The sequence below is a fragment of the Pseudomonas sp. KH_027 genome, assembly GCF_057838565.1.
In genome coordinates this window covers 138,207-150,362 of record NZ_CM174470.1, presented here as the reverse complement: position 1 = coordinate 150,362, position 12,156 = coordinate 138,207, and the positions used below count along the sequence as shown (strand labels likewise).

The 12,156-nt window shown below is 68.7% G+C and carries 5 protein-coding genes; 2 read left to right on the top strand and 3 right to left on the bottom strand.

Annotation, left to right across the window (positions count from 1 at the left end; all coding sequences use genetic code 11):
• Nucleotides 1-111: 111 nt before the first annotated feature.
• Genes recD through recC form a run of 3 tightly spaced genes read right to left on the bottom strand, consistent with a single transcriptional unit; the run spans nt 112 to nt 9,097 of the window.
• Entirely contained in the window at nt 112-1,971 is a 1,860-nt protein-coding gene (gene recD / locus AC3IYG_RS00705; RefSeq protein ID WP_489311814.1) for an exodeoxyribonuclease V subunit alpha, read from the bottom strand.
• Nucleotides 1,971-5,723, bottom strand: coding sequence for a UvrD-helicase domain-containing protein (locus AC3IYG_RS00700; protein WP_489311813.1), 3,753 nt, complete (start codon nt 5,721-5,723; stop codon nt 1,971-1,973). The genes recD and AC3IYG_RS00700 overlap by 1 nt, the downstream gene beginning before the upstream one ends.
• Nucleotides 5,720-9,097 (bottom strand): exodeoxyribonuclease V subunit gamma, encoded by a 3,378-nt coding sequence (recC, locus tag AC3IYG_RS00695; protein ID WP_489311812.1) that lies wholly within the window; start codon nt 9,095-9,097, stop codon nt 5,720-5,722. Before recC ends, AC3IYG_RS00700 begins: the two co-directional genes overlap by 4 nt.
• A 276-nt stretch (nt 9,098-9,373) precedes the next feature.
• Here recC and AC3IYG_RS00690 point away from each other — a divergent pair, with 276 nt between their 5' ends.
• Nucleotides 9,374-11,032, top strand: coding sequence for a Na/Pi cotransporter family protein (locus tag AC3IYG_RS00690; RefSeq protein WP_489311811.1), 1,659 nt, complete (start codon nt 9,374-9,376; stop codon nt 11,030-11,032).
• A gap of 66 nt (nt 11,033-11,098) precedes the next feature.
• Complete coding sequence (locus tag AC3IYG_RS00685; RefSeq protein ID WP_489311810.1) at nt 11,099-12,133, top strand: AraC family transcriptional regulator; 1,035 nt, start codon at nt 11,099-11,101, stop codon at nt 12,131-12,133.
• Nucleotides 12,134-12,156 lie beyond the last annotated feature (23 nt).

The window sequence follows — 12,156 nt, the reverse complement described above, 5'->3', positions numbered from 1 at the left end:
CGGGCCCAAGTATCTGCAGGCCGTATGAACACTCTATGAACCGAATATGACAATTAGATTAAAGGCCAGCATAAAAATTGTGCCCGCGATTGGCGCCCATGCCGACCCGGATCAAAACAAGCTGAGCTGGTCGCAGCCCTGCGCCACAGCCGCCGAGCCGGACGACTCGGCCGGCGCCGGGCTCGACGCCAAGCGCTCGGCCAGGCCGGCCGCTCGCTCGGCGCGGGTACTGACCGCCTCGGCGAGGCGGGCCGGCAAGGCCCAGAGCTCGACCTTGCGCTTGGCGCGGGTGATACCGGTGTAGAGCAGCGAGCGGGTCAGCAGTGGGCTTGAGCTCTCCGGCAGGGCCAGCAGCACTTCGCTGAATTCCGAACCCTGGCTTTTATGCACGGTCATGGCGAAGGCGCTATCGTGGCTGGGCAGGCGGGCGGGCGAGAAGGGCCGGAAACCGTGCTCGACCTCGCCGGCGCTCTCGAAATAGACCCGCAGGCCCTGCTCGCCGGCCAGGCAGATACCGATATCGCCATTGAACAGGCCAAGGGCGTAATCGTTCTGACGCACCATCACCGCCCGGCCGGGGTACCAGCGCTCGCGGCTGGGCAGGCTGAAACGGCGCTTGATCCGCGCCTCCAGCGCTTCGTTGATCCCGGCCACGCCCCAAGGCCCCTGCCGCTGGGCGGTGAGGGCGCGAAAAGCGTTGAAGGCCTCGAAGGCCGTTGCCGGATCGCCACCGCGGGCGGCGGCCAGATAGGGTGCATAACCCTGCTCGAGACGCTCGAGCAGGGCTGCCGGGGCGGGCTCGGATTGCCAGGCCAGATCGGCGCGCCCTTCCTTGAGCAGATTCAGGGTTCCGGCCACGTCGCCACTGTTGATGCGCTGCGCCAACTGGCCGATGCCGCTGTCGCCGGCGAAGCGGTGACTGTGGGTCAGCAACACCACGGCATCGCCGAGCCTGGAACGCGGCGGCTGCACCGCCACCTGCTGCCCGGTCAGGCGCTGCAAGGCGGCGGCGGTTTGCCGATCGAAACCGCTGCCCTCGCATAACTCGGCGAAGACCGCGCCAGCCTCGACGGCGGACAGCTGGTCCTTGTCGCCGAGCAGGATCAGCCGCGCGTGGGTGGGCAGGGCATCGACCAGCTTGGCCATCAGCGCCAGGTCGACCATTGAGGCCTCGTCCACCACCAGCACATCCAGCGGCAGCGGGCTGGCGGCGTGGTGCCGTACCCGCGGGCTGTCGCCACGGCTGCCGAGCAGACGGTGCAGGGTGCGCGCCTCGTCCGGCAGCGCCGCCTTGATCGCGTCACTGACCGGCAGCTCGGCCTTGGCCGTACGAATCGCCTCGGCCATGCGCGCCGCGGCTTTGCCGGTGGGCGCGGCGAGGCCGATGGCCAGGCGCTCGCCACCCGGCTGCTCGAGCAGCGCGGCGAGCAGGCGCACCACGGTACTGGTCTTGCCGGTACCGGGGCCGCCGGAGATCACCGCCAGGTTGCGACGGACCGCCTGGGCCGCGGCGAGGCGCTGCCAATCCGGCCCGGCCTGGCCGCTGTTGCGGGCGAACAGGCGGGCCAGGCCGTCGGCCAACAGCGCCTCGTCGATCTCCGGGGTCGCCGCCCCACGAGCCAGCAGTTGCTCGGCCAACTGGGTTTCGTAGGCGTGATAGCGCGCCAGGTAGAGCCGTTCGCCATCCAGGATCAGCGGCGCAAACGCGCCGGGCAGACCGACCAGGGACGCCGCCGCGAGCTGCTCGCGCCAATCGGCCAGGGCCGGCAGGAGCAGTCCGCCGCCCACCTCCGGCCAGGCCCGTTGCCCGGCCCAACGGCGCAAGGGCAGGCAGACGTCGCCCTCGACCAGCGCCCCGCAGGTCAACGCGGCCGCCGCCAGCACGGCTTCGCCGGCCTGGGGCTCGAGGCGTTGCAGGCTATCGACGAAAGCCCGTTCCAGTGGGCCGAGGGGCAGGGCAGACAGGCTCATCAAACGCCCTCCTCAAACAGCGTGTCGAGCGCATCCAGCAACGCGTCGGCCGGGCGCGAGAAATACACCCCGGCGCTCGGCATGCCACGCAGGAACAGGTAATAGGCGCCGCCCAACTGGTCAGCGCTGAAATCCGCCAGGCGTTGGCGCAGGAAACGCCGCAACGCCACCAGATAAATCAGGTATTGCAGGTAGTAATGCTCGCCGGCCAGGGCCTGGATCAGCCGCTCACCGCCGTAATAGCTGGCGTCCGGGCCGAGCCAGTTGGATTTGTAGTCGGCGATGTACCAGCGCCCCTGGTGCTCGAAGGTCAGGTCGATAAAACCCTTGAGGAAACCCTTGAGGCCGTCGAACTCCAGCCGCGCCGCCGCGTCGCGCATCGGTGCGGCCAGGCCATGGGCCGGGTCCGCCAGGATCACCCGCAGGCGCTGCACATCCAGGTTGGCGACCGGAAAGGTAAAGCCCAGTTCCGGCAGGCGCCGGGCCGGGGCGAGGGCGGCCAGGGTCAGGCCCTGGCCATCCAGATCGCTGTCGAGCACCAACTGCAGATGCGCGGCAGCCAGCTCGGTCCAGTCGCTAGAGAGGCCGTGAGTCTGCAGCGCGTGTTCCACCAGCGGCGCCAGCTCGCCCTTGCCGCGCACCCAGTCCTCCAGCACGGCGTGCAGACAGGTCCCGGCACGGGCGCCACGGGGAAAGCCGAAGAAGCCGGCCCCCGGGTCGCTGGCATCCGGCATCACCAGGCCATCGCGATCCGGCGCCTCCATGTGCAGGCCGGCGGCCAGGCCGGAGAAGCTGCCGATGCGCCAGGCACTGTGCAAACTGCGCTCGAACAGCGCCAGCCGAGCCGGTGGCTGCGCGCGCTGTTCGCCGGCGGCGCTGGTTTCGCTGAGCAGCAGCGGCAGGCGGACGAAAGTGCCGGCACTCGACGCGACCAACTGATCCAGCTCGTCACGCAGGCTAGCGCCGCTGCGCTCGCTGAGGTGCGCGGCCAGCTCGGTGAGGGCATCCGCGCCGCCCAGCTCGCGGCCATGCAGCAGCCAGGCGAGGGCGCTGCTGTGCAGGCCCTCTTCCGGCAGCAGCCCGGTCTTTTTCACCGGCGCCGGCACCGCCACCGGCCCCCAGTGCAACCACAGGCGGTCACGGGCGCGGGTCAGGGCCACATAGGCGAGGCGCAGCTGTTCGGCGAACACTTCGCGGCGGGCGCGCTGCAGGTGCTCGTCCAGCTTGGCGCTGCCCAGGTCGAGTAGCGGCTGGCCGTGCTCGTCGTGGCAGGTGGCGCTGTCCTTGTGCTTGCCGAGCAGCTTGCCGTTCCACAGGTAAGGGCAGAACACCAGGGGGTACTCGAGCCCCTTGCTGGTGTGGATGGTGACGATCTGCACCCGCTCGGCATCGCTTTCCAGGCGCAGCAGGGCATCTTCAGCGGCGCCTTCGCTGCCGCGCTGGGCATTCAGCCAGGCCAACAGCGGTTCGAGGCCGGGGCGCTGCTGGCTTTCTTCCTGCAGCAGTTCGGCCAGGTGCAGCAGGTTGGTCAAGCGCCGCTCGCCGTCCGGCGCGGCGAGCAGGCGTTCGGCGACCTGCTCCTGATCGAGCCAGGCGCGAAAGGCGCGCATGAAGCCCTGTTGCTGCCACAACTGGTGATAGAGTTCGGCGTCCTCGCGCTCACGATCCCAGGCCCGTTCGTCGTCCTGACAGCGCGCCAGTTGCTGCGCGTCACGGCCCAGCAGGCGAGTCGACAAGGCATAACGCAGCACGCCTTCACGGCCCGGCTCGGCATAGGCGGCCAGCACCGCCGCCAGTTCGCCGGCTTCCTCGCTGTGCCAGACGCTCTGGTTGCCACGGCGCACGCTGGGTACGCCACGGGCCACCAGCTCGGCGGCGATCTCCGCGGCCTGGCGATGGTTGGCCACCAGCACGGCGATGTCGCCGCCTTTCAACGGCGTGCGTTCGGCACCGCTCAGGAAGTAGGCCTGGCCCTGGGCGCTGGCGGCCAGCAGGCCGGCGATGCGCTGGGCGCTGTCGACGGCCACCAGGCTGTCGGCGCGGCCCTTGTTCAGCTCCTCGTCACCCAGCCAGACCAACGCCAGGGGCGCCTCCCGCTCTTGGGTAGAGCACGCGCGCGGCAACACCAGTTGCGGCCGTGGTTTGACCCCGGCGCGCACCGGCGGGTAGCTCAGGCCGTGTTCGGCAAAGGGCTGCGGCCGGGCGAACAGCAGGTTGAGGGCGGCGATCAGCTCCGGTATCGAGCGGTAGTTGAAGGGCAGGTCGTAGCAGCGCTCGGCGGCATCGCGGGCCTTGAGGTAAGTCGCCAGATCGGCACCGCGAAAGGCATAGATGGCCTGCTTCGGGTCACCCACGAAACAGAGGCTCGGGCTACTGCGCGACGCGCTGCCTGCGTCAGTTTCTCGCTCAGACTTCGCTGTACTACTTGTACTGTCTCGGTCTTCGCTCGAAGCCTTGTGAAGGTCGTCCTGACCTTCACCCTGCGGGCCAGCAGAGCGGTCCAAATTCGCTCCCGGCGAATTTGTCCTTGCCAGCACGTCGCTCGCTACACCCGGACTTACTGGGTAGATGCTGTTGAAAATCTCGTACTGCACCGGGTCGGTGTCCTGGAACTCGTCGATCAGCGCCAGCGGATAACGGCTGCGCAGGGTCAGCGCCAGGTCGTCGCCAGCCGGGCCGTGCAACGCCTCGTTCAAACGATTGAGCAGGTCGTCGAAAGCGAGCATGCGCTGGGCCGCCTTGCGGGCCGGCAATTCCTGATTGAGCTGGTCAAGCAGGCGCACCTGCAAGGCGATCAGGCGTTGTTCACCGGCCGGCACAGCGGCATCCAGGACTTCGCCCAGGGCCTCGAAAGCCTCGGCTACCGGACTGTTGGGCGCGTCAAAGCCTTTTTTGCTGGCTTTGTGCAGGGCGCTGCTGGCGAGCTTCATCAAGCCGTCGGGTTTGTCGAACAGCGCGGCGGGGTCGGCGAAATAGCTGTCCAGCTCGCCGGCCCAGAGCGGCAACTTGGTCAGCTTGTGGGTGCTCTGGCTGAGACCGCCATGGGCCTGCAACTGCTCGATCCAACTGTCACCCTGGCCATGCCAGAGCTCGGCCGCGTGAGACCAGGCCTGGCTGGCGGCGGCCAGTTCATCGCCACCACCGACAGCCACGCCGGCCTCCCGCGGTTCGATCCGCAGGTAGGGCTTGCCCAGGTGCTGGCGCAAGCGCTGGCGCAACCCGCCGGGAGTGATTTTCTTCTTCGCCAGAAAGCGCGCCCAGGCCGGATCGGCGGCGGCCAGCTCGTGACGCCAGGCGTCGGTCAGCAGCGCGTCGAGCACTTCGCGGTCATCGCTGGCCAACTCGCTGTCGAAGTCGCCGCCGGCCTCGAAGGCGGCATCCTGCAAGGCGCGCTGGCAGAAACCATGAATGGTGAAAATCGCCGCCTCATCGAAACCATGCACCGCCAGCAGCAAACGCCGGCGGGCAGCATCGCCGGGGTATTGGGCATGCAGGCGGGTCAGGAAATCGTCCTGGCTCGGCGTGCCTTCGTAGACCGCCAGCAACTCCGCCAGCCGCGCGCGGATGCGCTCGCGCAATTCGGCGGTGGCGGCGGTGGTGTAAGTGACCACCAGGATCTGCCCGACGCTCAACTGCCGCTCCAGCAACAACCGCGCGTACAAGGCCGTCAGGGTCCAGGTCTTGCCGGTGCCGGCGCTGGCCTCGATCAGGGAGCGGCCGGCGAAGGAGGAAGTGTGCAGGTCGAGGCTCATTCGTCGTCCCCTTCATCCGCCGCCAGGGCTCGCAGCGCCGGCACGAACAGCGCCTCGGCCAGTTGTTCGAAACGTTCGCCGAGCGGCTCGCGGTCACGGAACGCCAGGGCATGCCAGGGGTCCTCGGACTCACCCGGGAGCGGGCTGAAATCCGCCCCCTCCCAGGCCAGCAGCGCCTTGCTGCGGGCCGCCTCGATGGGTTCCTTCTTGCCGGGCTTGAGCAGGCCTTCGGCGAAGGCATAGCTGCTTTTCAGCAGCACCGGCAACGGCTCGCACAGCGCCTCGCGGTAGGCTTGCAGCCAGGGTTCCAGCAGTTCGGCCGGGTTGGCCAGGGGGCCAAGTTGCCAGTCCCTGGGCGGTGAAATCAGCAGGCTTTCGCGGGCGATGCCGGGCGTGGCGCTGAGATTGAGCAGCAGGTGGCGCAGCCAGAATGCCGGCAGGTCCCAGGCGCTCGGCGCATTCAGGCGCCAGTCGAACAGGCCGCTGCTGGTCACACCTTCCAGCCAGCCGTGGATATGCACGCCCGCCAGCTGGATATCCACCAGCAGCGGTTGTGGTTGCTCCTCTGGGCGCGCCTCGAACAGCCGTGGGGCGAAGGCCCGCACCGGGCCGCGCAACTTGCCCCACAGGGCCTGGCCGAGCTCGCCGGGCGGCAACCAGCCGGCGGCACGGGCGACGTTACGCTCCGCGGTGGGCGACCAGTCGCGCTCGACCGCCGCCAGCGCCAGCTGGCGCAGCCCGCGCCAGGCCGGGCCTTCCAGCGCAAAGGGTTCATCGCTGGCCAGGGCCTCCTCGCGGTCCGCCAGGCGCAGGCCCAGGCGCTGCTCCAGCAGGAAGCGCGCCGGATGCCGGAAGCATTGCAGCAGTTGCGACGGCTCGATGCTCAGCCAGTCCGCATCCGGCTCGGGCAAGCGGCTGGCGAAAGGCGCCGGGCTCAGTTGCGGCGCGGCGGCCAGGCGCTGGGCGGCGCGAAACCAGGGGGCGGCGAAACCGCTGTGGGCGCCGGACGCGAAGTTACCGGGCGCAAAGGGTTGCAGCGGATGGGCGAAGATCAGCCGGGCGCTGGCTGGAACCTCTGGGAGCGGCTGCAGCCGCGATGGCGCTTGGTCGTCTGCCGCTTCGCGGCCGATGCCGCGCCTACGCTCAAGGTCGCTGTCGACATGAGCGGTCAAATCCACCGCCTCCAGCACCTCGCTGATCAATACCGAAGGCGGCAGCACGGCATTATTGCGCGGGTCGCGGCCGACGTAGCTGAGGTACAGCGCGTCGCGGGCCGAAAGCAGGATTTCCAGCAGCAGGTAACGGTCATCCAGGCGCCGGGCGCGGTCACCGCGTCGCGGCCGCTGGGTGATCAGGTCGAAACCGGCGGCCGGGGTGCGGCGTGGCAGCGCGCCGTCATCCAGGCCGAGCAGGCAGACCAGGCGGAACGGCAGGCTGCGCATCGGCACCATGGTGCAGAAGGTCACCGCACCGGTGAGGAAGCCGGAAGCACCGCTGCCCTGTTCCAGCGCCGCACTGAGTTGCTGACGCACCAGCGCCAGCTCCAATGGCCGCTCGATGCCGGCGGCCAGCGCCTGATTGCGCAGCGCCGCACAGGCCTGGCTGAGCAGGAGCAGGGTGTCGCCGGCCTCGCGCTCATCGAACAGGCTGTCGATCAACCCTTGCAGCGTGTCAGCCCAGGCCGCCAGCGGCCGTGGCCGTTGCAGGTCTTCGGCCAGGCCGGAGAGACGCTGGACGAAGCCAGCCAGGCGCCCGAGCAGTTGCGCACGGCCACCCTCCAGGGCGTCCAGCGGCCAGCTGTCGCCGAGCAGCGGGGCGGCGTTGCCCGCCAGTTGCGGCGGCGCGGCAAAGCCGAGCAGCAGGCGATCCAGGCCCTGGCGCCAGGTAAAGGCCGCATCCGCCGGCAGGCCGAGCTGCTGCCGATGGCCGGCATCCCGACCCCAGCGCACACCGGCTTCGCGCAGCCAGTCGCGCAGCAGGGGCAGGTCTTCATTTTCGATGCCGGCCCGCACGGCAATCGCCGGCTGTTCCAGCCAGGTGAGGATTTCCTCGGCGGTGAAGCGGCTTTGCTCCAGGGCCAGCAGGTTGAGGAAGGCTTCGATCAGCGGCACTTCGGCGCGCAGGCTGCGGTCGGCCAGGCTGAAGGGAATGCGTGGGGCGCCTTCGCGGCTGGCGCCGGGCTTCGAGGCGAACACCGCTTCGATATAGGGCGCGTAACGCTCGATATCCGGGGTCAGCACCACCACCTGATCGGGGCTCAGGTCGGGCTCGGCGGCGAAGCGCGCGAGCAACTGGTCATGGAGGATTTCCACTTCGCGCAGCGGCGAATGAGCGATATGCACTTCCAGCGAGCGATCGTCCGCACGCAACACCAGGCGCTCCTCGGGCCGGCGGGTACGCAGGCGCAGAATGTCGTTTTGCAGGGCCCGCAGCACGGAGCTGTCGTGCAGGTCGGCGTCTTCCGAATAGAGGCCGACCTCCTGGCTGCCCTCGGTGGCGGTCAGGGCGAACAGCGCATCGAAGAAATCGCGGCCCTGCTTGCCGAGACTGGCCAGCAGCGGGTGGCCGACATCCAGGTACCAGTCATCCGGGCTTAACTCTTGAGCGCCCGCTGCGCTTGGGGGCTGCTGGGCCAGCTCGCGGATATCGCGAATATCGCCCCAGGCCTCGCGGCACGGGTTGAGTGCACAAACCACCACCTCGACATGCCGCGCCAGGCCTTCGAGCACGCGCATATGGTGCGGCGGCAGGCTGCTGATGCCGAATACCAGCAGGCGTTCGGGCAGGCCGGCGATGGGCTGGTCGTCGTGCAGGCGCCGCAGCAGATCCTCCAGCAGCCGCGCCCGGTGCGGGTGGCCATCGGCGGTCAGCTCGCGCCAGAGCAGCGCCTGCCAGCCTTCGTCGGGGCCGAGGTCAAGCAGCGCGTTGCGCTCCCAGGCGGCCAGCCAGTCGTCACGGTACAGCAGGTACTGGTCGAATACGTCGGCGATCCGCGCGCCCAGCGACAAGCGTCGGCGCTCGTCGCCGCCATCGAGGTACTGCGCCAGCCGTGGCGCCCGGGCGAGATTGTCCGGCGCGCAGAGCCAGTCGTAGAGCCGCCAGGTCAGGGTGGTCGGCGAGAACGCCGACTGCTCCGGCAACTGGCCGAGCACCAGGCGCGACACGTCCCAGACGAATTTCGCCGGCAACTGCACCTCCAGCTGCATGGCGATGCCCTGTTTGCGCGCCAGCTCCAGGGTCAGCCAACGGCCCATGCCCTGGCTCGGCACCACCACCAGGGCCGGCGCAAACGGCTCGCGCTGCGGCTGGGCCAGCAACGTCGTGGCCAACTCGCCGAGGGTTTCCAGATCGGGGGCATGGTAGAGCGTGAGCATGGGCTGGGGTCACTTGCGGTCAGTCGGCCTAGGTTAACAGCTCGGCCGGCACGGCGGGATCAGGCGACAGGTTATGTCGCGAGCACGGCCGCCGGCAGAATAAAGCTGGCGCCAGCGGCAATCGCCAACTAAAGCTAAAGGCAGGCCGACGAGAAATAATCCAACAAGTACCCGCTCTCGCCTGCCCACTAATCATGCGGCGCCCGCCCGACCCATCGCTGCCGAGCCAGAGCGCCGCCCACGTCAATGCCGAAGGCTGCCAGGGAGGCCGCTGCGATGCTGACCCTGCTGAATTTGCTGTCTGCCGTCGCCTTGCTGATCTGGGGCACCCATATCGTCCGTACCGGCATCCTGCGGGTGTACGGTTCGCACCTGCGTAAAATCCTCAGCCACAACATGAACAAACGGCCGCTGGCTTTTGCCGCCGGCATTGGCGTCACCGCGCTGGTGCAGAGCAGCAATGCCACGGCGTTGCTGGTCACCTCGTTCGTCGCCCAGGGCTTGATGGCGCTGACCCCGGCGCTGGCGATCATGCTCGGCGCCGATGTCGGCACGGCCTTGATGGCGCGGGTGCTGACCTTCGACCTGTCGTGGCTGTCGCCACTGCTGATTTTCCTCGGGGTGATCTTCTTCCTCTCGCGCAAGCAAACCCGCGCCGGGCAGCTGGGGCGGGTGGCGATCGGCCTCGGGCTGATCATTCTGGCACTGGAGCTGATAGTCGATGCCGCCACGCCCATCACCGAGGCCAAGGGCATCAAGGTGCTGTTCGCTTCGCTGACCGGCGACCTGCTGCTGGATGCGCTGGTCGGCGCGCTGTTCGCGCTGATTTCCTATTCCAGCCTGGCGGCGGTGCTGTTGACCGCGACGCTGGCCGGTGCCGGGCTGATCAGCTTGCCGGTGGCCATCGGCCTGGTGATCGGCGCCAATATCGGCAGCGGCATCCTGGCCTTTCTCGGCAGCAGCATGCAGACCCCGGCGGGACGCCGGGTCGCCCTCGGCAGCCTGCTCTACAAGATGATCGGCCTGCTGCTGATCATGCCGCTGCTCAACCCGCTGGTGCACTGGCTGGCCAGCCTGAAGCTCAGCCCGCAGGGGTTGGTGATCGGCTTTCACCTGCTTTACAACAGCCTGCGCTGCCTGCTGCTGTTGCCCAGCGTCGGACACATGGCGCGCTTCTGCAATTGGCTGCTGCCCGAGCAGGCGCAGGACAGTGGCGTGGCCAAGCCGCGGCACCTCGACGCGACGGCACTGGAAACGCCAAGCCTGGCGCTGGCCAATGCGGTACGCGAAACCCTGCGCATCGGCGACCTGATCGAGACCATGCTGGACAACCTGCTGCAGGTGCTGCGCGGCCAGCAATCGGCGCCGAGCAAGGAGCTGCGGCGGCTGGGCGACGATGTCGAGGCGCTCTACAGTGCGGTCAAACTGTACCTCGCCCAGGTGCCCGGCGAGGCGTTGGGCGAGCATGACCGCCGGCGCTGGGCGGAAATCATCGAGCTGAGCATCAACCTGCAGCAGGCCGGCGACCTCATCGAGCGCATGCTCGGCAAGGTGCAGGATCAGAAAACCGCCCAGCGCCACGCGTTCTCCGACAGCGGTCTGGAGGAGCTGGCCAGCCTGCACCTGCAGCTGATGGCCAACCTGCGGCTGGGCCTTTCGGTGTTCCTCTCCGGCGATGCCCAAAGCGCCCGCCAGCTGTTGCGCGAAAAACGCCGTTTCCGCGCGCAGGAACGGCGCCTGGCCCACGCCCATGTCAATCGCCTGCACCGCCAGGTGGTGCAGAGCATCGAGACCAGCTCGCTGCACCTGGAGCTGATCGCCGATATGAAGCGGCTCAATTCGCTGTTCTGCGGCAGCGCCTATGCCGTGCTGGAAAGCCAGGAAATCGGCGCGCTGGCGGATACGGCGCACCACGATGAAATCCACTCGCCCTGAAGCCAGCCACCTACCGCGCTGCTTAAGACTATCGCCACCACCGTTCCTTGGGCAGAATCCCAGGCCATGCCAAACACTCTGATCGACACCGCCCACGCCTCCGTCAGCGCCAGCATCACCCAGGCGGTGCTGCATGCCGCCAGCCGCCTCGGCCTGCCGCGCGAAGAACTGCTCGCCGCCTGCGGGCTGCACGAAGCGCAACTCGCCGATCCGGACGCGCGCGTCTCTTTCGCCACCCAGGAACAGCTGTGGCAACTGCTCGGCAGCCGCCTGACGCAGGCCGAGCCGGGCCTGGCCCTGGGCGCCAACCTTTCACCGGGGCCGTTCAGCGTGCTCGGTTACCTGTTGCAGAGCAGCGCCACCCTCGGCGAAGCGCTGACGGCGGGCTTGCGCTACCAGCGCCTGGTTGGCGAGGGCGGCGAATTGCAGTTGCAGGAACGGGCCGACGAACTGCGCGTGCTCTACCGCCCGCTGCATCCACAGCTGCCGGCGACCCGCACGCGGGTGCTGGCGTTAATGGCGTTCTGGGTGCAGATGATGACGCCGCTGCTCGACGACTTCCGCCTGCTGCGGGCGGAGTTCGCCCATGCGCAGCCTGCCGACCTGACGGCCTACCAGACGCTGTTCGCCTGCCCGCTGGCGTTCGACGCGGCCGACTACGCGCTGGTGCTGCCGCTGGGCCTGCGCGACGCGGCGTTGATCCAGGCCAACCCGCCGTTGCAGAACCTGCTGCGCCAGCATGCCGAAGCACTGCTGGCGCGCCTGCCGAGCGAAGGCCTGATCGCCCGCGTGGTGACCCTGCTCGGCGCGCAACTGGCCCACGGCGAGCCGGACCGCGCCGAACTGGCGCGCACCCTGAACCTCAGTGAACGCACGCTGCAACGGCGCCTGGCCGAAGAGGGCAGCAGCTACCAGCAATTGCTCAACGACACCCGCCAGCAGCTCGCCCAACGCCATCTGGCCAGCGGCCAGCTGCCGGCGGCGGAAATCGCCCTGCTGCTCGGCTACTCCGAGCCCAGCGTGTTCTTCCGCGCCTTCCGCAATTGGACCGGGCTGACGCCCGGCGAGTACCGCGCGCAACATGGCCGCGCAAACACCTAGGGTTGGTGCGCAGGCCGGTGCGC

Bases quoted from the DNA above. Each gene is read 5' to 3' on its own strand.
- recD (WP_489311814.1), bottom strand. From the start codon at position 1,971: ATGAGCCTGTCTGCCCTGCCCCTCGGCCCACTGGAACGGGCTTTCGTC.
- AC3IYG_RS00700 (WP_489311813.1), bottom strand. From the start codon at position 5,723: ATGAGCCTCGACCTGCACACTTCCTCCTTCGCCGGCCGCTCCCTGATC.
- recC (WP_489311812.1), bottom strand. From the start codon at position 9,097: ATGCTCACGCTCTACCATGCCCCCGATCTGGAAACCCTCGGCGAGTTG.
- AC3IYG_RS00690 (WP_489311811.1), top strand. From the start codon at position 9,374: ATGCTGACCCTGCTGAATTTGCTGTCTGCCGTCGCCTTGCTGATCTGG.
- AC3IYG_RS00685 (WP_489311810.1), top strand. From the start codon at position 11,099: ATGCCAAACACTCTGATCGACACCGCCCACGCCTCCGTCAGCGCCAGC.